We start from the raw sequence: 22007 nt of genomic DNA, 5'->3' as shown, positions 1-22007 counted from the left end.
CCATGACCAGCACCGCCCAGCACACTCAGGTCGTACAAAAGCAATTCGGTGAACAGGCCGCCGCCTACCTGAGCAGCGCCGTTCACGCTCAAGGCACCGAGTTCGCACTGCTACAGGCTGAGCTGATAGGGCAGGGCAGCGCCCGGGTGTTGGATCTGGGTTGCGGCGCCGGTCACGTTAGTTTTCACGTCGCACCGCTGGTCAGGGAAGTGGTCGCCTACGACCTGTCGCAGCAGATGCTTGATGTAGTCGCCGCCGCGGCCGTTGATCGCGGTTTCACCAACATTGCCACGGTCAACGGCGCCGCCGAGCGTCTGCCGTTTGCCGATGGCGAGTTCGACTTCGTGTTCAGCCGTTATTCGGCGCATCACTGGAGCGATCTCGGCGTGGCCCTGCGCGAGGTGCGTCGGGTGTTGAAGCCGGGCGGTGTGGCGGCGTTCGTTGATGTGTTGTCACCGGGCAGTCCGTTGTTCGACACTTACCTGCAAAGCGTCGAGGTGCTGCGTGACACCAGCCATGTGCGCGATTATTCCGCCGCCGAATGGCTGCGTCAGGTCAGCGAGGCCGGTTTGCATGTACGCAGTACCACCCGTCAGCGCCTGCGTCTGGAGTACACCAGTTGGGTTGAACGCATGCGCACGCCTGAAGTGATGCGCGCAGCGATCCGCCAGTTGCAGCAGTCGATGGGCAATGAAGTGCGCGAATATTTTGAGATTGATGCCGACGGCTCGTTCAGTACAGATGTAATCGTATTGATGGCCGAGCGATAAGAATTTTTCCGGGCGCGCCGGTAGAGGCGCACCGACTGAAGACACGAGGAAAGCATGAGCAAGCAGATTCTGATTCTCCCAGGTGACGGTATTGGTCCGGAAATCATGGCCGAAGCGGTCAAGGTGCTGGAGCTGGCCAACGACAAATACAGCCTGGGCTTCGAGCTGAGCCATGACGTAATCGGTGGCGCCGCCATCGACAAGCACGGCGTGCCGCTGGCCGACGAAACCCTCGACCGTGCCCGCGCTGCTGACGCCGTGTTGCTGGGCGCCGTCGGCGGCCCGAAATGGGACACCATCGAGCGTGACATCCGCCCTGAGCGTGGCCTGCTGAAAATCCGTGCGCAACTGGGCCTGTTCGGCAACCTGCGTCCGGCGATTCTGTACCCGCAACTGGCCGATGCTTCGAGCCTGAAGCCGGAAATCGTTGCTGGCCTGGACATCCTCATCGTCCGAGAACTGACCGGTGGCATCTACTTCGGTGCGCCACGCGGCACCCGTACCCTGGAAAACGGCGAGCGTCAGTCCTACGACACGCTGCCGTACAGCGAAAGCGAAATCCGCCGCATCGCCCGCGTCGGTTTCGACATGGCCATGGTCCGTGGCAAGAAGCTCTGCTCGGTGGACAAGGCCAACGTGCTGGCGTCCAGCCAACTGTGGCGTGAAGTGGTCGAGCAAGTGGCCAAGGATTACCCGGAAGTCGAACTGAGCCACATGTACGTCGACAACGCCGCCATGCAACTGGTGCGCGCGCCGAAGCAGTTCGACGTGATCGTCACCGACAACATGTTCGGCGACATCCTCTCCGACGAAGCGTCGATGCTCACCGGTTCCATCGGCATGCTGCCGTCGGCCTCGCTGGATTCCAACAACAAGGGCATGTACGAGCCTTGCCACGGTTCAGCCCCGGACATCGCTGGCAAAGGCATCGCCAACCCGTTGGCGACTATTTTGTCGGTGTCGATGATGCTGCGTTACAGCTTCAATCTGCACGACGCGGCCGATGCTATCGAAAAAGCTGTCAGCGTTGTCCTTGATCAAGGGCTGCGTACTGGCGACATCTATTCGGCCGGTTGCACCAAAGTCGGTACGCAGGAAATGGGCGACGCAGTAGTCGCCGCGCTGCGGAATCTGTAATCTCTCGGGCCCGCTGCGAAATTCAATACAAAGCAGCGGCCCACTTTTCAAGAAGGTGTAGTTGCGATGAAACGTGTAGGTCTGATCGGTTGGCGCGGGATGGTCGGTTCCGTGCTCATGCAGCGGATGCTGGAAGAGCAGGATTTCGATCTAATCGAGCCGGTGTTTTTCACCACGTCCAACGTCGGTGGCCAAGGCCCGTCCGTGGGCAAGGACATTGCTCCGCTCAAGGATGCTTACAGCATTGACGAGCTGAAGACCCTCGACGTGATTCTGACCTGCCAGGGCGGCGACTACACCAGCGAAGTGTTCCCCAAGCTGCGCGAAGCCGGCTGGCAGGGTTACTGGATCGACGCGGCCTCGAGCCTGCGCATGAACGATGACGCGGTCATCATTCTCGACCCGGTCAACCGCAAGGTCATCGACCAGCAGCTCGACGCGGGCACCAAGAACTACATCGGCGGCAACTGCACCGTCAGCCTGATGCTGATGGGCCTGGGCGGTCTGTTCGAGGCCGGTCTGGTCGAGTGGATGAGTGCCATGACCTATCAGGCGGCCTCCGGTGCCGGCGCGCAGAACATGCGTGAACTGATCAAGCAAATGGGCGCGACCCACGCCGCTGTCGCCGATCAACTGGCCGATCCGGCCAGCGCGATCCTCGACATCGACCGTCGTGTCGCTGACGCCATGCGCAGCGAAGCGTACCCGACCGAAAACTTCGGCGTACCGCTGGCCGGCAGCCTGATCCCGTGGATCGACAAGGAACTGCCGAACGGCCAGAGCCGCGAAGAGTGGAAGGCCCAAGCCGAGACCAACAAGATCCTCGGCCGCTTCAAGAGCCCGATTCCGGTCGACGGCATCTGCGTGCGCATCGGTGCGATGCGTTGCCACAGCCAGGCGCTGACCATCAAGCTGAACAAAGACGTGCCGATCGCCGATATCGAAGGGCTGATCAGCCAGCACAACCCTTGGGTCAAACTGGTGCCAAACCAGCGCGAGATCAGCATGCAGGAGCTGAGCCCGACCAAGGTTACCGGCACCCTGAATGTGCCGGTGGGTCGTCTGCGCAAGCTGAACATGGGTTCGCAGTTCGTCGGTGCCTTCACCGTCGGCGACCAACTGCTGTGGGGCGCGGCCGAACCGCTGCGTCGCATGCTGCGGATTTTGCTTGAGCGTTGATTGCTTGAAGTAATGAAAGAACCCGTGCCTTGAAAGAGGTGCGGGTTTTTTTATACCGATCGTTCCCACGCTCTGCGTGGGAATGCATCCCGGGACGCTCCGCGTCCCTTTACAAGCCGAACACAGAGCGTCCGATGTGGCATTCCCACGCAGAGCGTGGGAACGATCTGGGTGGGCAGAAATTGCCTGTGCGCCAGTCACCCGGTAAAGTGCCGCTCCCCCCGTTTCGCCAGAGGCTCGCACCATGACCCAGACCCTAGATATTGCCGTGATCGGCGCCACCGGTACTGTCGGCGAAACCCTCGTGCAGATTCTCGAAGAACGCGACTTCCCGGTCGGTACCCTGCACCTGCTGGCGAGCAGCGAATCCGCCGGCAGCTCGGTGCTGTACCGCAACAAGAACGTGCGCGTTCGCGAAGTCGACGAGTTCGATTTCAGCAAGGTCAAACTGGTGTTTTTCGCCGCAGGCCCGGCGATTACCCTGAGCTACGCCGCCCGTGCCCACGCCGCCGGTTGCTCGCTGATCGACTTGTCCGGCGCGCTGCCGGCCGATCAGGCGCCGCAAGTAGTACCCGAAGCCAACGCCGAAGTGCTCGCTGGTTTGAAAGCGCCGTTTCAGATCAGCAGCCCAAGCCCGTCGGCCACTTCGCTCGCCGTGGTATTGGCGCCACTGCTTGATCTGCTTGACCTGCAATATGTCAACGTCACCGCCAATCTGGCCGTTTCCGCCCAGGGACGCGAAGCCGTGACCGAGCTGGCGCGGCAGACCGCCGAGCTGCTGAACATGCGTCCATTGGAGCCGACGTTCTTTGATCGGCAGATGGCGTTCAACTTGCTGGCTCAGGTCGGCACGCCCGACGCGCAGGGCCATACGCTGCTGGAAAAACGTCTGGTGCGCGAGTTGCGTCAGGTGCTGGCCAAGCCTTTATTAAAGATTTCCGCAACTTGCGTTCAAGCCCCGGTGTTTTTTGGCGATAGCCTTAGCGTGACCTTGCAGTCAACGTCGGCTGTCGACCTGGCAAAAGTCAACGCTGCACTCGAAGATGCGCCGGGTATCGAGCTGGTCGAGGCCGGTGATTACCCGACTGCGGTCGGTGACGCGGTAGGGCAGGATGTTGTCTATGTCGGTCGCGTGCGCAGCGGTGTCGACGATCCGGCGGAACTAAATCTGTGGCTGACGTCAGATAACGTACGCAAAGGCGCGGCCCTTAACGCTGTGCAGGTGGCTGAATTGTTGATAAAAGACCTGCTGTAAAAGATACTTGGCAACAATTTGTCGACTGATTCTAGGTGAGCGCTATGCTTGCCCAGATCGCTTGATAACGTGTCACCCTCCGGGACATTCCGGGGCATCAAAGAAATGATCGCGCGCGACATCTGTCGTCGTCGCGCGCAATGCCTTACGGCAGCGGTATTCAACATCTTCTCGCTGGCCGAGGAACGTTCAAACAAAGGATGAGGCTATGGTTCAAGTTCGCAAACTGGTGTTAGCAATAGCGGCCGCCTCGGCGCTGTCCTCCGGTATGGCGCATGCCCTCGGGCTCGGGGAGCTGACCCTGAAGTCGACCCTGAACCAGCCGCTGGTGGCTGAAATCGAGCTGCTCGACGTCAAGGATCTCACTGCTGCCGAAGTGGTGCCGAGCCTGGCGTCACCCGAAGATTTTGCCAAGGCCGGCGTCGACCGCCAGGCCTTCCTCAACGATCTGACCTTTACCCCGGTGCTCAACGCCAGCGGCAAAAGCGTGCTGCGCGTAACGTCGAGCAAGCCGTTGTCCGAGCCGATGGTCAAATTCCTCGTGCAGGTGATGTGGCCGAACGGCCGTCTGCTGCGCGACTACAGCGTGCTGCTGGATCCGTCGAAGTTCTCGCCACAGACCGCTGACGCCGCCGCACAGCCAGCGCCGTCGCAGACCATCGCCGCGCCGACCACTGGCGCCACGCACCCGACGCAATACACCACCACGCCGCGCGATACCCTGTGGGAAATCGCCGCGAAGGCGCGTACCGGCGGCTCGGTGCAGCAGACCATGCTGGCCATTCAAGCGCTGAACCCGGATGCATTCATCGGTGGCAACATCAACCGCCTGAAAACCGGCCAGGTGTTGCGTCTGCCGGATGCGGTGCAAAGCACGGCATTGCCGCAGTCGAAAGCGATTGCCGAAGTCGCTGCGCAGAACGAAGCCTGGCGTCAGGGCCGTCGTTATGTGGCCAAACCGGGCACTGGTCAGCAGCAGCTCGATGCGACCAACCGTGGTCGCGGTAACACCGGTGCAGCACAGAACGCCCAGGACAATCTGAGCCTGGTCTCCGCTGAGAGCGCCAAGGCGCGCGGCAAAGGCCCGGCAGGTGATGCCAAGGCACTGAGCAACAAGCTCGCGGTGACTCAGGAAAGCCTCGACACGACCCGTCGTGACAACGAGGAACTGAAAAGCCGCATGTCTGATCTGCAGAGTCAGCTGGACAAGCTGCAAAAGCTGATCGAGCTGAAGAACAATCAGTTGGCAAAACTGCAAGCTGAAGGCGCGGGCGCTGCGCCGGCCACCAATCCTGCCGCACCGGCGGTGCCTGCAATCACGGCTGAGCTGGCCGCCACCCCGCCAGCTACTCCGGCAGACGCAGCGCCGACGCCAGAGTCCGCCATTGCACCACCGGCTGAAACGCCAGTCGTCGAGCCAGTGGTCGCGCCGAAACCGGTTGCCGAAGACGAGAAAACCTTCAACGAACTGCTGACCAATCCGATCCTGCTGGGTCTGGTGGGTGGCGGTGCTGTGGTTCTGCTGCTCCTGTTGTTGCTGCTGGCGCGTCGCCGCAAAGCACAGCAAGAGGCCGAGAAACACATGCGCATGGCCCGCGCGCTGTCGGAAGAGCAAGATTTCTCCGCCGAGCAGGATCTGCCGGAAAGCAGCTTCGAAGGTCTGGAAACTCCTGCGGCGAGCGTCAAGCTCAACACCCCGGCGCCTGCTCCTGCTCCAGTCGTGGCTCCGGTAGTTGCCCCGATCGTGATGGCTGAGCCGATTGCCGCGCCGCTGGTAGCTCCCGCCGCCGAGCGATCCGATGACGTGCTCGACAAGGCGCAGTCGCATATCAACGCCGGTCGCCTGAATCAGGCTGCCGCGCTGCTCGAAGAGGGCGTCAGCCTGGAGCCGCAGCGCAGTGATCTGCGTCTGAAGCTGATGGAAGTCTACGGTCAGCAGGGCGACCGCGACGCGTTCGTCGGTCAGGAGCGTCAGCTGGTGGCCAACGGCGACAACTTCGCCAAGGTCGAAGAACTGAAAAGCCGCTTCCCGGCCATGGCCGTCGTCGCTGCCAGTGGTCTGGCCGCTGCCGCCGTGGCTGCCGAGTTGGACGCGCAATACGTCAAGGATCTGCTGCTCGATGAGCCTGAAGCACCGGCGCCAGCGCCAGTGGAAGACGACCTCGACAGCGCGTTTGATCTGAGCCTGGACGATCTCGACAACATCACGCCGGTAGAGCCTGCGCCGGTGGTTGAGCCTGAAGCGCCGGTCGAGCTGGACGAATTCCCGGCGGACGACGACCTGAGCTTCGAATCGGTGCTGCAACAGCAGACCGACATCAAAGAGAATCTGGATGATCTGTCGGACTTCGACCTCGATCTGGACCTCGGTGCCGAGCCGGCAGCTCCAGCGGTTGATCTGGCGGACGATGACTTCCTGCTGGACCTGGACGAAGGCGTGAAGGATCTGCCGCCGGTCGAGGCGCCAGTGGTGGCTGACGTGCCACAAGATGATCTGGAGCTGCCGGCCGATTTCGATCTGTCGCTGGCCGACGAAATGGACAGCAATCCAGCGGCCGAACCGGATGCGTTCGCTGCTGAGCTGGATGACGTCAACGCTGAACTGGATCGCCTGTCGCAAAGCATCGCTGAACCGACCTTCACCGAAGCCGATGCAATGAAGGGTGATGATCTGGGCGAAGATGATTTCGACTTCCTCGCCGGCACCGACGAAGCGGCGACCAAGCTCGATCTGGCTCAGGCCTACATCGACATGGGCGACAGCGATGGTGCGCGCGACATCCTCAACGAAGTGTTGACCGAGGGTGACGAGAAGCAACGAGGCGAGGCCAAGGAAATGCTCTCGAACCTGGCTTAAGTTCACAGCGGTAAATCAAAAACGGCAGCCCGGTGAGGCTGCCGTTTTTGTTTCGGTTGGATTATGGGTTGTCTGATTTGCCGTCTTCGCGATCAGGCTCGCTCCCACCTTTGAAATGCATTCCCCTGTGGGAGCGAGCTTGCTCGCGAAGAGGCCGGCACTGCTGATAGAGAACTCTGGCATCCCTGAACCACAGCCTTATAATGCCCGCCTTTGCACAAACAGCAGGCTGTCCCACCTTGGCAAACATAGATAACCCGGTCGCCGAAATGGCCCCCGACGGCTTTTACCGCGTCGCACTGGGCGTTGAGTACAAAGGCTCGCGCTACAGCGGCTGGCAGCGTCAGTTGACGGGTGTGGCGACGGTGCAGGAAGAACTCGAAAAAGCGCTGTCGAAAGTCGCCAATTCACCGGTTTCGCTACAGTGTGCCGGGCGCACCGATGCCGGCGTGCATGCCTGTGGGCAAGTGGTGCACTTTGATACGACCGTCGATCGTTCGCTGAAAGCTTGGGTCATGGGCGCCAATATCAATCTGCCTCACGACATCAGTGTCAGTTGGGCGCGGGTGATGCCGGCGCATTTTCACGCGCGCTTCAAAGCCATCGCCCGGCGCTACCGCTATGTGATCTATAACGACCAGATCCGCCCGGCGCATCTCAACGAAGAAATCACCTGGAACCATCGCCCGCTCGACGTCGAGCGCATGGCCGAAGCCGCGCAGTACCTGATTGGCACCCACGATTTCAGTGCCTTCCGTGCCGGCCAGTGCCAGGCCAAGTCGCCGATCAAAAAAATGCATCACCTGCGCGTGACCCGTCACGGCAAGATGATCGTGCTCGATATACGCGCCAACGCGTTCCTGCATCACATGGTGCGCAACATCGCCGGTGTGCTGATGACCATTGGAGCCGGAGAGCGGCCGGTGGAGTGGATGAAGGAAGTGCTGGAAAGCCGCGAGCGCCGTTCCGGTGGCGTTACGGCGCATCCGTACGGCTTGTATCTGGTGCAGGTCGAGTACCACGACGAATTCCCGTTGCCCGAGCGTTTTATCGGGCCACATTTCCTTACGGGTTTCTCCGAACTTGACGGCTGACGCCCTCGAACGCTTTTGTTACCATCCGGGACTTTCCCGGATTTTACCTCGGAGTTTTTCTCGATATGCCAGCCGTTCGCAGCAAGATCTGCGGGATTACCCGCATAGAAGATGCGCTGGCCGCCGTTGAGGCCGGGGCGGATGCGATCGGGTTCGTGTTCTACGCCAAGAGTCCACGTGCGGTAACCGTGCAGCAGGCGAGGGCGATTATTCAGGCATTGCCGCCGTTCGTGACCACCGTGGGCTTGTTCGTCAACGCCAGCCGCTGCGAGTTGGGGGAAATCCTCGATGCCGTACCGCTGGATCTGTTGCAGTTCCATGGTGACGAGGTCGCTGAAGACTGCGAAGGCTGGCATCGTCCGTACATCAAGGCGTTGCGGGTCAAGGCCGGCGATGACATTGCGGCTGCGGTTGATGCCTATCCGAGCGCCAGTGGCGTGCTGCTCGACACCTACGTCGAGGGCGTGCCCGGCGGAACCGGTGAGGCCTTTGACTGGTCATTGATTCCGCAAGGTTTGAGCAAGCCGTTGATTCTCGCGGGTGGTTTGACCCCGGAGAACGTTGCAGACGCCGTGGCTCGGGTGAAACCGTACGCGGTAGACGTCAGCGGTGGGGTAGAGGCGAGCAAGGGCATCAAGGATCACGCAAAGATTCACGCGTTCATCAACGCGGTACGCAAAGCGCCATATTGATGTGACGGCTGGCAGTCTGCCGCCGTCCATCAATGCACTTGCACAAAGCAGGCGCGGCTGAGGGTTTCTGGATGGCACGCAGGTCATGTTTCGCGCTGATCGTGGCAGTCCGGCAACCATCGCCACACACATGAATTTAGCTGAAGGGCATACGCGGGGCTGCGAACCAGAGCGTTCGGGCCGCCGGTACTGGAGAAAGAAAGCATGAGCAACTGGTTAGTAGACAAACTGATCCCTTCGATCATGCGTTCCGAGGTCAAGAAGAGCTCGGTCCCTGAAGGTCTGTGGCACAAATGCCCGTCTTGCGAGGCGGTGTTGTATCGTCCAGAGCTGGAAAAGACCCTGGACGTTTGCCCTAAATGCAACCATCACATGCGCATCGGCGCACGTGCGCGCATCGACATTTTCCTCGATGCCGAAGGTCGCAACGAACTGGGCGCCGATCTGGAGCCGGTTGACCGTCTGAAATTTCGCGACGGCAAGAAGTACAAGGATCGCCTGACCGCTGCACAGAAGCAGACCGGCGAAAAAGATGCGCTGATCTCGGTCAGCGGTACTTTGCTGGGCATGCCGGTGGTGGTTTCGGCCTTTGAATTCGCCTTCATGGGCGGTTCCATGGGCGCCATCGTCGGTGAGCGCTTCGTTCGCGCCGCCAACTACGCGCTGGAAAACCGCTGCCCGATGATCTGCTTCGCCGCCTCCGGTGGAGCGCGCATGCAGGAAGCGCTGATCTCGCTGATGCAGATGGCCAAGACTTCGGCTGTGCTGGCGCGTCTGCGTGAAGAAGGCATTCCGTTCATCTCCGTACTGACCGACCCGGTCTACGGCGGTGTTTCCGCGAGTCTGGCGATGCTTGGCGACGTGATCGTTGGTGAGCCGAAAGCTCTGATCGGCTTCGCTGGTCCGCGCGTTATCGAACAAACCGTGCGTGAGAAGCTGCCGGAAGGCTTCCAGCGCAGCGAGTTCCTGCTGGAGCACGGCGCGATCGACATGATCATCCACCGTCAGGAACTGCGCCCACGTCTGGGTAACCTGCTGGCACAAATGACTGGCAAGCCGACGCCGAAATTCGTCGCCGCGCCAATCGAGCCGATTGTGGTTCCACCGGTACCTGCTGGCCTATGACCGAGCGCACCCTTGGCGAATGGCTCGCCTACCTTGAGCAGTTGCATCCGTCGGCCATCGACATGGGCCTGGAGCGTTCGCAACAGGTAGCGTCCCGCATGGGGCTGGGCCAGCCGGCGCCTCGGGTGATTACGGTCACCGGCACCAACGGCAAGGGTTCGACCTGCGCTTTCGTGGCTTCATTGCTGCGCGCGCAGGGCCTGAGCGTTGGTGTCTACAATTCTCCGCACCTGCTGCGTTACAACGAGCGGGTGCAGCTCAATGGCGTCGAGGCCACTGACGCGCAGCTGTGCGAAGCCTTTGCAGCAGTCGAGGCCGGCCGCGGCGACACTTCCCTGACTTACTTCGAAATGGGCACCCTCGCGGCGTTCTGGCTGTTTCAGCAAGCCGGGCTTGATGCGGTGGTGCTGGAAGTCGGGCTGGGCGGGCGTCTGGACACGGTCAACGTGGTCGATGCCGATATCGCACTGGTCACCAGCATTGGCGTCGATCACGCCGATTATCTGGGCGACACCCGCGAATCCGTGGCTTTCGAGAAAGCCGGAATTTTCCGTCAGGGCAAACCTGCCTTGTGCGGCGATCTGAATCCTCCGCAACCATTGCTCGACAAGGCGCGTGAACTGGCTTGTCCGTTCTTCCTGCGCGGGCGCGACTTCGATCTCGGCATCACTGATCAGCACTGGCAATGGCGCGGCACCGATGCGCGCGGTCAGGCTGTTGAGCTGCGTGACTTGCCGCTGCTCGATCTGCCGATGGAAAACGCCGCACTGGCGTTGCAGGCGTATCTGCTGCTCGGTTTGCCGTGGGATGCGTCGCAGATTGTCGCTGCGTTGCAGGACACTCGCGTGGTCGGGCGACTGGATCGCCGCTCATTCGAGTGGAACGGCAAACGCCTGAATCTGTTGCTGGATGTGGGGCATAACCCGCATGCCGCCGAGTATCTGGCCCGTCGTCTGGCCTCGCGACCACCGGTCGGCAAGCGCCTGGCGGTGTTTGGTCTGTTGGCCGACAAGGATCTGGATGGTGTTGTCAGCGAATTGAATGCTAGTGTCGAGCATTGGGCGGTGGCGCCGCTGGATTCTCCGCGTGCCCGTCCGGTGGCTGAATTAAACGCTGCATTGCAGAACCTTGGTGCGTCGGTCACGTCTTACGACAGTGTCGCCGCTGCGCTGGAAGGGCAGTGCGCAGTAGCCACCAGTGACGACGAGATTCTGTTGTTCGGATCATTTTATTGTGTCGCCGAGGCCCTTGAATGGCTGGCCCGGCGCTCCACGGAGGAAGCGGCAAATGGCTTTGCTGGATAAAGCGTACAAGCAGCGCATGGTTGGCGCTTTGGTGCTGGTCGCGCTGGCAGTGATTTTCCTGCCGATGCTGTTTTCCCGTCAGGACGAGCAACGTCAGGTGACCGTCGAAGCACCCGCCGCGCCGCAAGCGCCTGTCGTGCCGCAAGTGCAGATGGAAACGGTGGCTGTTCCCGAGCCGCAAGCCTTGCCGCAGGAGCCAGTGCCAACGGATGAAGAGGTCGCCGAAGACGCGGCGTCTGCTGCGCCCGTCGCAGCGACGCCGACGGCTCCCATCATGATCACCAAGCCTGTTGCGCCGCCGGCGGTGGCCAAGCCGATTCCGGCGCCTGCTCAGCCGATCACTGCGGCCTCGACCAAGCCGGACACCACGCAAAGCCGCGTCGATGCCAATGGCCTGTCGGTGAGCTGGTCGGTGCAGTTGGCCAGTCTGTCGAGCCGCGCCAGCGCCGAGAGCTTGCAGAAAACCCTGCGCAGCCAAGGCTACAACGCCTATATTCGTTCGGCCGATGGCAAGAATCGGGTGTTTGTCGGCCCGCTGATCGAGCGTGCCGAGGCTGATCGTCTGCGTGATCTATTGGGGCGTCAGCAGAACCTCAAGGGTTTTGTCGTGCGCTTCCAGCCAGAGCGCGGCTAAAAACTATCGCCTCGATTGAAATGCACTGACAATCGCAGCTTACCGAGAGGCATGCGCTCTGCTAAAATGCGCCGCCTTATCCGTCTGTAGGCTGCACTGTGCCATTTACCTGGGTTGACTGGGCGATCGTTGCAATCATCGCCATCTCCGCTTTGATCAGTTTGAGCCGCGGCTTCGTCAAGGAAGCATTATCGCTGGTGACCTGGATCATCGCAGGAGTCGTCGCCTGGATGTTCGGTGGCTCATTGTCCGAGTACCTCGCCGGATACATCGAAACCCCATCGGCTCGCGTGATCGCGGGCTGTGCCATCATGTTTGTCGCCACACTGATCGTGGGCGCAATGATCAATTATCTTATCGGCGAGTTGGTTCGCGTCACCGGGTTGTCCGGGACCGATCGATTCCTCGGCATGGCCTTCGGCGCTGCGCGTGGCGTGTTGCTGGTGGTCGTGGCGGTCGGGCTGTTGAGCCTGGGGCCGGTACAGCAGGACGGGTGGTGGAAAGAATCACAGCTCGTACCAAAATTTCTATTGGTCGCTGATTGGTCCAAAAACCTGATTCTCGGGTGGAGCAGTCAGTGGCTTGCCAGCGGAATCAGCGTACCCGCTGATATTCCGTTCAAGGAGCAACTCTTGCCGTCGGCGAAAACGCCTCAGTGAGTGTTGTTCAGTTCAGATCCATTAAGTAGGGGTTGCGTCGCATGTGTGGCATCGTCGGTATCGTCGGTAAGTCGAACGTCAATCAGGCGCTGTATGACGCGCTAACCGTGCTCCAGCACCGCGGCCAGGACGCTGCCGGTATCGTGACCAGCCATGATGGCCGGTTGTTCCTGCGCAAGGACAATGGCCTGGTGCGTGACGTGTTTCAACAGCGTCACATGCAGCGTCTGGTCGGTCACATGGGGATCGGCCACGTCCGTTACCCGACTGCGGGTAGCTCGACTTCGGCCGAAGCCCAACCGTTTTACGTCAACTCGCCTTACGGCATCACTTTGGCGCACAACGGTAACCTGACCAACGTTGAGCAGTTGGCCAAAGAGATTTACGAATCCGATCTGCGTCACGTCAACACCAGTTCCGACTCGGAAGTGCTGCTCAACGTGTTCGCCCATGAGCTGGCCCAGCGCGGCAAGCTGCAACCGACCGAAGAAGACGTGTTTGCCGCCGTGACCGACGTGCACAACCGTTGCGTCGGCGGTTACGCGGTAGTCGCCATGGTGACCGGTTACGGCATCGTCGGTTTCCGTGACCCGCACGGCATTCGCCCGATCGTGTTCGGTCAGCGTCACACTGACGAAGGCGTTGAATACATGATCGCCTCCGAAAGCGTTTCGCTGGACGTGCTCGGTTTCACCCTGATTCGCGACCTGGCGCCGGGCGAAGCGGTCTACATCACTGAGGACGGCAAGCTGCACACCCGTCAGTGCGCGACCAATCCGTCCCTGACCCCGTGCATTTTCGAACACGTCTACCTGGCGCGTCCGGACTCGATCATCGACGGCGTGTCGGTCTACAAGGCTCGCCTGCGCATGGGTGAGAAACTCGCCGAGAAGATCCTGCGCGAGCGTCCAGAGCACGACATCGACGTGGTTATCCCAATTCCGGACACCAGCCGTACCGCGGCACTGGAACTGGCCAACCACTTGGGCGTGAAATTCCGCGAAGGTTTCGTCAAGAACCGTTACATCGGTCGTACCTTCATCATGCCGGGCCAGGCGGCGCGCAAGAAGTCGGTTCGCCAGAAGCTTAACGCCATCGAGCTGGAATTCCGCGGCAAGAACGTGATGCTGGTCGACGACTCGATCGTGCGCGGCACCACTTGCAAGCAGATCATCCAGATGGCCCGCGAAGCCGGCGCGAAAAACGTCTACTTCTGCTCGGCAGCGCCAGCGGTACGCTTCCCGAACGTTTATGGTATCGACATGCCAAGCGCGCACGAACTGATCGCACACAACCGTTCGACTCAGGACGTGGCGGATTTGATCGGCGCTGACTGGCTGATCTATCAGGACCTGCCTGACTTGATCGAAGCGGTTGGCGGCGGCAAGATCAAGATCGAGAATTTCGATTGCGCGGTGTTCGACGGCAAGTATGTTACCGGTGACGTCGACGAGGCTTACCTGGACAAGATCGAGCAGGCACGCAACGATGCCTCGAAGGTCAAGACCCAGGCGGTCAGTGCGATCATCGATCTGTACAACAACTGAGTTATCACCGGCCCTGAGGGGCCGGTTTTGTATCTGACTTTCAATTTTCGAGAACAGGGCAAGGAGTGACAGCATGAGTCAGGAATGGGATGCCGGTCGGCTGGACAGCGACCTCGAAGGCGTAGCGTTCGATACCCTGGCCGTACGTGCCGGTCAGCACCGTACGCCGGAAGGCGAGCACGGTGATCCGATGTTCTTCACCTCCAGCTATGTGTTCCGCACCGCTGCCGACGCGGCCGCACGGTTCGCCGGGGAAGTGCCGGGCAACGTTTACTCGCGTTACACCAACCCGACCGTGCGCGCGTTCGAAGAGCGCATCGCTGCGCTGGAAAGCGCCGAGCAGGCCGTGGCGACCGCCACCGGCATGGCCGCGATCATGGCGGTGGTGATGAGTCTGTGCAGCGCTGGCGATCACGTGCTGGTTTCGCGCAGTGTGTTCGGTTCGACCATCAGCCTGTTCGAGAAGTACTTCAAGCGTTTCGGCGTTGAAGTCGATTACGTACCGCTGGCTGACCTTTCGGGTTGGGATGCGGCGATCAAGTCGAACACCAAACTGCTCTTCGTCGAATCTCCGTCCAATCCTTTGGCTGAGCTGGTCGATATCACCGCACTGGCTGAAATCGCCCACGCCAAGGGCGCGATGCTGGTAGTCGACAACTGCTTCTGCACCCCGGCGTTGCAGGAGCCGCTGAAAATGGGTGCTGACATCGTTGTGCATTCGGCGACCAAGTTCATCGACGGCCAGGGGCGTTGCATGGGCGGCGTGGTTGCCGGTCGCAGCGAGCAGATGAAAGAAATCGTCGGCTTCCTGCGCACTGCCGGGCCGACCTTGAGTCCGTTCAACGCGTGGATCTTCCTCAAAGGTCTGGAAACCCTGAACCTGCGGATGAAGGCGCACTGCGCGAATGCTCAGGCGCTAGCTGAATGGCTGGAGCAGCAGGACGGCATTGAGAAGGTGCATTACGCCGGTCTCAAGAGCCATCCGCAGCACGAACTGGCCCAGCGTCAGCAGAAGGGTTTCGGTGCGGTTGTAAGCTTTGAAGTCAAAGGTGGCAAAGAGGGCGCTTGGCGCTTCATCGATGCGACCCGGCTGATTTCGATTACCGCCAACCTCGGCGACAGCAAGACCACGATCACGCACCCAAGCACCACCTCTCACGGCCGTCTGGCGCCGCAAGAGCGTGAAGCGGCGGGCATCCGTGACAGCCTGATTCGCATCGCGGTCGGTCTGGAAGACGTCGCTGACCTGCAAGCCGACCTGGCGCGCGGTCTGGCCGCGTTGTGATCGAGTTGTCTACGCCGACAGCAGGTACCCATGGCCGCGTTGCGCTGGTCACGGGTGCTGCGCGCGGTATCGGTCTGGGCATCGCTGCCTGGCTGATCAGCGAGGGCTGGCAAGTCGTGTTGACCGACCTGGATCGGGCGCGCGGTTCAAAAGTGGCGAAAGTGCTGGGTGAAAACGCCTGGTTTATTGCCATGGACGTTGCCGAGGAAAGTCAGGTGGCGCTCGGCGTGGCTGAAGTGCTGGGTCAGTTTGGTCGTCTCGATGCACTGGTGTGCAACGCGGCGGTCGCTGATCCGCACAACATCACACTGGAAAGCCTAGATCTGGCTTACTGGAATCGGGTGCTGGCGGTGAATCTCAGTGGGCCGATGCTGTTGGCCAAGCACTGTGCGCCGTATCTGCGTGCGCACAACGGTTCGATCGTCAACCTGGCGTCGACCCGTGCCGGGCAATCAGAGCCTGATACCGAGGCTTATGCGGCGAGCAAGGGCGGTTTGCTGGCGCTCACGCATGCGTTGGCGATCAGTCTGGGGCCGGAGATTCGTGTTAACGCCGTCAGTCCGGGCTGGATTGATGCGCGTGATCCTTCTGCGCGTCGCGCTGAGCCATTGGCCGATGCCGACCATGCTCAGCATCCTGCGGGCAGGGTAGGGACGGTCGAGGATGTAGCTGCGATGGTTGCCTGGTTGCTGTCGAGGAATGCCGGGTTTGTTACCGGGCAGGAATTTGTCGTCGACGGCGGCATGACGAAAAAGATGATCTACAGCGAGTAGGTCGTTTTTTTCGCCTGAATTTGCGTTGAATGAACTGACGCCTTCGCGAGCAAGCTCGCTCCCGCATTTGGAATGCAATCCCCTGTGGGAGCGAGCTTGCTCGAGAGGGCGGTCTTGCAGGATCGAAACAATTTCGTCTTTTTCAGAAAAACTTCAATCCTGCTATTGACTTAGGTTCGCTACCTGCGTAAATTTCGCGGCCTCGGAGATGCAAACGGGTGATTAGCTCAGCTGGGAGAGCGTCTGCCTTACAAGCAGAATGTCGGCGGTTCGATCCCGTCATCACCCACCACTCCCCGAGAAACTTGCGTAAGCAAGAGCGTAGGCTGAAAGTGCCTGCACCGACGCGCAGCGGTAGTTCAGTCGGTTAGAATACCGGCCTGTCACGCCGGGGGTCGCGGGTTCGAGTCCCGTCCGCTGCGCCATATTTTACGAATCAGACTTGTCTGGTTCGCGATTGCAAAGCACCGAAGCTTGCAGTCAACACGAGTTACTTGAGCGCAAGCTCAAAGCGATACGCAGCGGTAGTTCAGTCGGTTAGAATACCGGCCTGTCACGCCGGGGGTCGCGGGTTCGAGTCCCGTCCGCTGCGCCATATCTGCTCCAAGGACCACTGAACGCCTTGAAGCACCGAAAGCAACACTTGGTTGATTCGGAATCGATAGCAAAGACCCTGGTCGAAAGACCGGGGTTTTTTGTGTCTGAAATTTGGCTATCCACCTCTTTTTCTCCTGCCTAAATCCTGAATCCAATACAAATCCCTGTAGGAGTGAGCCTGCTCGCGAAAGCGGTGTGTCAGCTAATAATGTGCTGGCTGACACTACGCCTTCGCGAGCAGGCTCGCTCCCACAGGGGGGATATCTATTGGTTTGGTAATCTGCTGCGGTCTCACGTCGCATTGATTTTCTGATCCTTTAGTCAAATTTTTGTAACTGGTTGTTTGCTGCGAGCGCAGAAACCTTTAAAGTTAACCTTTCGGTCAGCTTTGCACTGTCATCACGCCTTTCGTTTAGCCAAGAAAGGCTTCTGCAAGACTCGAGATTCCCCAGTAGATAACCAGAAGGGCGGACACATAACCGCCCAGAGGATGATCCATGTCCAACCGTGAAATATCCCGGCGCTCGTTTCTCCAGGGCGGGCTGGTGGCGGGTGTGAGCGTCACGCTCACGCCGCTCAGCAGTCAGGCGCTGGCTGCCTTGATGGAAAACACTGTCACCGTGCCGTCCGAGAAGTGGCTCGGCAGCAACGGCAAGGCGCGTCAGCGTAACGACGCACTGTCCAAGGTCTGCGGCAGCAAAGTCTTTGCCCGCGACATCCGTTCCAAGGACATGCCGGGCTGGCCCGAGCAGCAAGGCCACGCCATGCTGCTGAAAACCATCAAGGCTGACCGCATCTACGACGGCTACGACCTGTCGTGGCTTGGCGCTGACTTGCAGCCTGACCGCATTGTCACCGCCGCTGATCTGGACAAGGACGGTATCGTCTTCCCCGAAGAGCACGCGCCGGATCCACTGCTGCCAGAAGGCAAAGTGCCGATGTTCATCGGTCACCCGGTGGCAATCCTGATCTGGAACGACTTCGAGCGTTTCCGTCAGGCGAAGAACAAACTCAAATTCAATGACAAAGCGATTCGTTACGGTGCCAAAGTGCCGTTCTACGAAGGCGACCCCTACGGCAGCTTCCGCTACGTGCGCGTCGGCGGCGCGACCTCGGCCGACGAAGACGAATTCGCCAGCCTCAAAGACTCGATCCTGTTCCCGATGCTGAAGAACCGTCGTCCGGTGTGGAATTCCCAGCCGAACCTGCACGGCAATCTGACCGAGCGCGGCTTGTTCTACGCCGACCGCATGAAGCAAGAGATCGACACGCCGTCGGACAACTGGCTGGTGTTCGACGAGCGCTACAAGACCCCGTCGATTGAGCCGGCCGCCATGGAGCCGGACAACGGCAACGGCTGGTACGACCCGAAAACCAAAACCCTGCATTTCGTCGTGGCCACCCAGTGCCCGCTGGAGGCAGCGACCGAAACCGCGAAAATGATCGCGCCGTCGCGCTTTGGCCTCGACAACCTGAACATGCACCCGGGTTACACCGTCGGTTACGGATCCAAAGACCACAACATCTTCGTCTACTACGCAGCCCTGGCGGCGCTGTATGGCGCGGGTGTGCCAGTGCGTCTGGCCAACGACCGCTACGAGCAGTTCCAGAGTGGCATCAAGCGCCACCCATTCGACATCCGCTACCAGTTGGCCGTGGACAAGAATGACTACACCTTCAAGATTTTCCGCGCTGAGATGAGCGTCGACGGTGGCGGCCGAATCAATTACAGCCCATCCGTAGCAGCAGTAGGTGCCACGGCGGCGCAATCGATCTACTACATGCCGCAGAACGACCTGCAAGTCACCGCTTACCACTCGCGTGGCGTTGAGGCCGGTTCGATGCGCGGTTACGGCACCCTGCAAAGCATGGCGGCAACCGAGATGATGGTCGATGAAATCGCCAACCGTCTCGGTGTCGATGCGATCGACCTGCGTCGCAAGAACGCCCTGCGTTCCGGTATGAAAAACACGCAAGGCGCGATCCCGGCCGGTGCCTTGCGCCTGCATGAAATTCTCGACAAGGCCGCGGTGCACGAAGTCTGGAAAAACCGCGACGCGATCAAGAAACAGCGCGAAGCGGCCGACCCGGACAACTGGTACGGCGTTGGTTTTGCCATTTGCCAGAAAGACTTCGGCACCGGTTCCGAAGCGCCGATGGCCAGCATCGAATTCACTGCTGACGGTCGCATCACTCTGCGTCATATCGGCATTGAGATCGGCACTGGCATGTCTACCTCGCAGGCGCTGGTGGTGGCCGATTTCCTCGGTAGCCCGGCGCACGAAGTGAAGACCGGCGAAACCGAATGGAAGGAAATGCAGCTGATCACCAGCGGCAACCCTTACATCATGAGTCAGGCCGAGCAGGACAGCCTGCTGCGCAACCCGCGCTGGGTCGGCAAACTGGCTTCGGCCTCGTCGGCGACCAACTCGGCGTACTACTTCAGTCACGCCACCCGTGAAGCGGCACGCGTGCTGTTCAATAACGGTCTGTGGCCGGCGGCCATGGAAATCTGGCGTCAGGGCCCCTATGGCGGCCAAGCCAACCCTTACGTCGTGCGTCGCGAAGATGCGCATTGGGTCGACGGCAAACTCACAGCCAACGGCATGCAACCGTTGAGCTTCGAAGAACTGGCCAAACACGCTCATGAGCGTGGTCTGGTGACCGGCGCCACAGTTCACGCATTCAACCGCTGGAGCTGGGCCGAGGCCGAATACAGCATCGACGGCGTGCGCGAGCGTCTGCCGCTCGACGGTCTGGCGGTGAAATATGGCGATGGCGCGCCGAAGGCGAAGAAGGCGCTGATGAACACCGCTGGTTTCCACCTGTTGGATCGCCAGAACATCAATTACCCGGTTGTCCAGTTGAACAACGCTGCCGTGACTTACTACAGCCCGGTCGCGACACTGGTTGAACTGAAGGTCAACAAAGGCTCGGCGGAAGTCGAAGTGCTCAACCACCATTCGTGGGTCGAGTGCGGTCGGGTGCTGGTCGAGGAACTGGTCAAGGGCCAGCTCGAAGGTGGTATCGCCATGGGCATCGGCCACGCCTTGATGGAAGAAATGCCGCTGTATGAAGGTGGACCGGGGGAGGGTGACTGGAACTTCAACCGTTACCGTTTGCCGATGGCGCGTCACGTTGCCGTATGGAAACAGACGTCGGAGATTCTGCCGGCGCTGTCGCCAAGTGATCCGTCCAAAGGCATCGCCGAAGTGGTGATGATCCCGATCGTCGGTGCCATCGGTAACGCCGTGGCGCACGCCATCGGTAAACGTGTTCGCGATCTGCCAATCACTGCTGCGCGCATCAAGGAGGCCCTCAATGGCTAACCGTCCGCTTCAACTGACCCTCAATGGTCAATCCGTCGGCCCGGTGGACATCCCTGATGACCTGCCGATGATCGACTACCTGCACGAATACAAGAACCTCACCGGTTCGCGCCTGGGCTGCGGCCAGGGCATCTGCCACGCCTGCGTGGTGATCGTCGATAACCCGGACGGGACCAGTGAAGAAGTACGCACCTGCATCACTGGTGCGCACTACTTCGAAGGCAAGAAAGTCCGCACCATCGAATCTCACGCCAAGCGTGACGAGAGCGGTCAGGTCACCGAGCTGAATCCAATCCAGCAACGCTTCGTCGACGAGTTCGCCTTCCAGTGCAGCTACTGCGCACCAGGCTTCGTCAACGCCGCGACCGTGCTGGTCGAGAAGCTGCAGCGCCAGCCGACCGTGCAAAGCAAGCTCGAACAAGTCATCGAGGACAGCCTCGGCCATCACGTCTGCCGTTGCACCGGGTACGTGCGTTACTACAACGCCACCCGCAACGTGCTGACCGATCTCGGCCTGGTCAAGGAGGGTTAAGCATGAAGCTTTTACTGACCCGCCTGACCTTGGCGGTCGGCCTTGCTGCGCCGCTGTTGTTTGCCCACGCCGATGACCAGGTCAAGCGCGGCGAATACCTCGCCCGCGCCGCTGACTGCATGGCTTGCCACACTGCACCGGGCGGCGCGCCGTTTGCCGGCGGCCTGCCGATCGTCTCGCCGTTCGGCACGATCTACGGCACCAACATTACCCCGAGCAAAGAGCACGGCATCGGTTTGTACAACGATGATGAGTTCTTCGCGGCGCTGACTGAAGGCAAGCGTCGCGATGGCGCGAATTTGTATCCGGCGATGCCGTATACCTCGTATCACCTGATGCCGCGTGAAGACTCGGATGCGATCCATACGTATCTGAAAACCATCGAGCCCATCGAGCGTGCAGCCCCGGTCACCAGCCTGAGCTTCCCGTTTAACGTGCGTCCGGGCCTGATCGGCTGGAACATGATGTACGGCAAAGCCCTGAAACTGGAGCCGGCCGAAGGCAAAAGCGAAGCCTGGAAGCGCGGCCAGTACATGGTCGAAGTGCTCGGTCATTGCGGCGAATGCCACACGCCGCGTAGCCTCCAGGGCGCAATGCAGCTGGACAAGCGTCTGACTGGCGGCATCCTCAATGGTTATCTGGCGCCGAGCCTGCTGGCCACCGATCTGGCCGCTCGCGGCTGGAACGAGCAGGACCTCGGCACGTTCCTCAAGCACGGCATGAGTGCGCAAGGGACGATGTTCAACGAGATGTTCCCGGTGTTCCACAACAGCACTCAAGGCCTGAGCGATGCCGATCTGGCGGCCATGGCGACGTTCCTGCTCGGCGACAAACCGCCGGCAGCCAAAGCCCTCGTTGAAGTGCCAGTCGAGAAACTCAGCGCCAGCGCCCAGCGCGGCCAGCAGGAATACCTGAACGTCTGCGCCGGTTGCCATGCGGTCGGTGGCGAAGGCAAGCCGCATATCGCGGTGGCCATGCGCGGTAATACCACGTTGCGCCTGGAAGACCCACGCAACCTGTTGCGCGTGATCGAGGATGGTATCGGCGAGCAGAAGTTTTCCGGGTTCGAGCACATGCAACCGATGCCGGGCTTCGCTGGCAAGCTCAGTCCTGAGCAACTGACTGATCTGCTCAACTACCTGCGTCAAGGTTGGGGTGGTCAATCCGCTGAGTTGGCGGTGAGTGAAGTGCAGAAGCTGCAAGCCGACGCACCGTCCATCGAGCACAAGGCGCACTGA

The 22007-nt window shown here is 60.5% G+C and carries 17 protein-coding genes and 3 tRNA genes; all 20 read left to right on the top strand.

The features are described 5' to 3' along the window. Positions 1 to 2: 2 nt before the first annotated feature. The 20 genes from CKW26_RS04415 (at position 3) to CKW26_RS04320 (ending at position 22007) form a co-directional block, all read left to right on the top strand. Complete coding sequence (locus CKW26_RS04415; protein ID WP_095047652.1) at positions 3 to 770, top strand: class I SAM-dependent methyltransferase; 768 nt, start codon at positions 3 to 5, stop codon at positions 768 to 770. Between the two features lie 54 nt (positions 771 to 824). Next, on the top strand, positions 825 to 1907 hold the full coding sequence (gene leuB / locus CKW26_RS04410) for a 3-isopropylmalate dehydrogenase (RefSeq protein WP_003226430.1): 1083 nt from the start codon (positions 825 to 827) through the stop codon (positions 1905 to 1907). Between the two features lie 66 nt (positions 1908 to 1973). Continuing rightward, positions 1974 to 3086, top strand: a complete 1113-nt coding sequence (gene asd, locus CKW26_RS04405; protein ID WP_007913448.1) for an aspartate-semialdehyde dehydrogenase — start codon at positions 1974 to 1976, stop codon at positions 3084 to 3086. Positions 3087 to 3330: 244 nt separating this feature from the next. Next, a complete protein-coding gene (locus CKW26_RS04400; protein ID WP_093432083.1) occupies positions 3331 to 4341 on the top strand; it encodes an aspartate-semialdehyde dehydrogenase in 1011 nt (336 codons plus the stop codon). 208 nt (positions 4342 to 4549) lie between these two features. Then, entirely contained in the window at positions 4550 to 7198 is a 2649-nt protein-coding gene (locus CKW26_RS04395) for a FimV/HubP family polar landmark protein (protein WP_095047651.1), read from the top strand. Positions 7199 to 7467: 269 nt separating this feature from the next. Continuing rightward, positions 7468 to 8292 carry a tRNA pseudouridine(38-40) synthase TruA gene (gene truA / locus CKW26_RS04390; RefSeq protein WP_034152768.1) on the top strand — a complete coding sequence of 275 codons (825 nt, stop codon included), beginning with the start codon at positions 7468 to 7470 and terminating at the stop codon, positions 8290 to 8292. 65 nt (positions 8293 to 8357) lie between these two features. Then, positions 8358 to 8984 carry a phosphoribosylanthranilate isomerase gene (locus tag CKW26_RS04385; RefSeq protein WP_095047650.1) on the top strand — a complete coding sequence of 209 codons (627 nt, stop codon included), beginning with the start codon at positions 8358 to 8360 and terminating at the stop codon, positions 8982 to 8984. A 204-nt stretch (positions 8985 to 9188) separates the two neighbouring features. After that, the gene (gene accD, locus CKW26_RS04380) at positions 9189 to 10109 is read left to right on the top strand and encodes an acetyl-CoA carboxylase, carboxyltransferase subunit beta (RefSeq protein WP_007913458.1); all 921 of its coding nucleotides are present in this window, start codon (positions 9189 to 9191) and stop codon (positions 10107 to 10109) included. After that, on the top strand, positions 10106 to 11413 hold the full coding sequence (folC, locus tag CKW26_RS04375) for a bifunctional tetrahydrofolate synthase/dihydrofolate synthase (protein ID WP_095047649.1): 1308 nt from the start codon (positions 10106 to 10108) through the stop codon (positions 11411 to 11413). The genes accD and folC overlap by 4 nt, the downstream gene beginning before the upstream one ends. After that, entirely contained in the window at positions 11397 to 12047 is a 651-nt protein-coding gene (locus CKW26_RS04370) for an SPOR domain-containing protein (protein WP_095047648.1), read from the top strand. Before folC ends, CKW26_RS04370 begins: the two co-directional genes overlap by 17 nt. Before the next feature lie 98 nt (positions 12048 to 12145). After that, positions 12146 to 12706: a CvpA family protein gene (locus CKW26_RS04365; protein ID WP_007913461.1), complete on the top strand. Its 561-nt coding sequence runs from the start codon at positions 12146 to 12148 to the stop codon at positions 12704 to 12706. Positions 12707 to 12747: 41 nt separating this feature from the next. Then, positions 12748 to 14253 (top strand): amidophosphoribosyltransferase, encoded by a 1506-nt coding sequence (gene purF / locus CKW26_RS04360; RefSeq protein ID WP_016984539.1) that lies wholly within the window; start codon positions 12748 to 12750, stop codon positions 14251 to 14253. Positions 14254 to 14326: 73 nt separating this feature from the next. Beyond that, the gene (locus CKW26_RS04355; protein ID WP_095047647.1) at positions 14327 to 15538 is read left to right on the top strand and encodes an O-succinylhomoserine sulfhydrylase; all 1212 of its coding nucleotides are present in this window, start codon (positions 14327 to 14329) and stop codon (positions 15536 to 15538) included. After that, on the top strand, positions 15535 to 16311 hold the full coding sequence (locus tag CKW26_RS04350; protein WP_095047646.1) for an SDR family oxidoreductase: 777 nt from the start codon (positions 15535 to 15537) through the stop codon (positions 16309 to 16311). The genes CKW26_RS04355 and CKW26_RS04350 overlap by 4 nt, the downstream gene beginning before the upstream one ends. A gap of 216 nt (positions 16312 to 16527) precedes the next feature. Further along, a tRNA-Val gene (locus CKW26_RS04345) sits at positions 16528 to 16603 on the top strand. 56 nt (positions 16604 to 16659) lie between these two features. Beyond that, a tRNA-Asp gene (locus tag CKW26_RS04340) sits at positions 16660 to 16736 on the top strand. Positions 16737 to 16829: 93 nt separating this feature from the next. Beyond that, positions 16830 to 16906 (top strand) — tRNA-Asp (locus tag CKW26_RS04335). Positions 16907 to 17405: 499 nt separating this feature from the next. After that, the gene (locus CKW26_RS04330) at positions 17406 to 20237 is read left to right on the top strand and encodes a xanthine dehydrogenase family protein molybdopterin-binding subunit (protein ID WP_095047645.1); all 2832 of its coding nucleotides are present in this window, start codon (positions 17406 to 17408) and stop codon (positions 20235 to 20237) included. Further along, a complete protein-coding gene (locus CKW26_RS04325) occupies positions 20230 to 20769 on the top strand; it encodes a (2Fe-2S)-binding protein (protein ID WP_038369461.1) in 540 nt (179 codons plus the stop codon). Before CKW26_RS04330 ends, CKW26_RS04325 begins: the two co-directional genes overlap by 8 nt. A 2-nt stretch (positions 20770 to 20771) precedes the next feature. After that, a complete protein-coding gene (locus CKW26_RS04320; protein WP_095047644.1) occupies positions 20772 to 22007 on the top strand; it encodes a cytochrome c in 1236 nt (411 codons plus the stop codon).

Origin of the sequence: Pseudomonas sp. Irchel s3h9 (genome assembly GCF_900187475.1) — a bacterium.
In the GTDB taxonomy this organism is placed as follows: Bacteria; Pseudomonadota; Gammaproteobacteria; order Pseudomonadales; family Pseudomonadaceae; genus Aquipseudomonas; species Aquipseudomonas neuropathica.
Note: the sequence above shows the minus strand (reverse complement) of the source record. Positions and strands in the feature narration are given on the sequence as shown.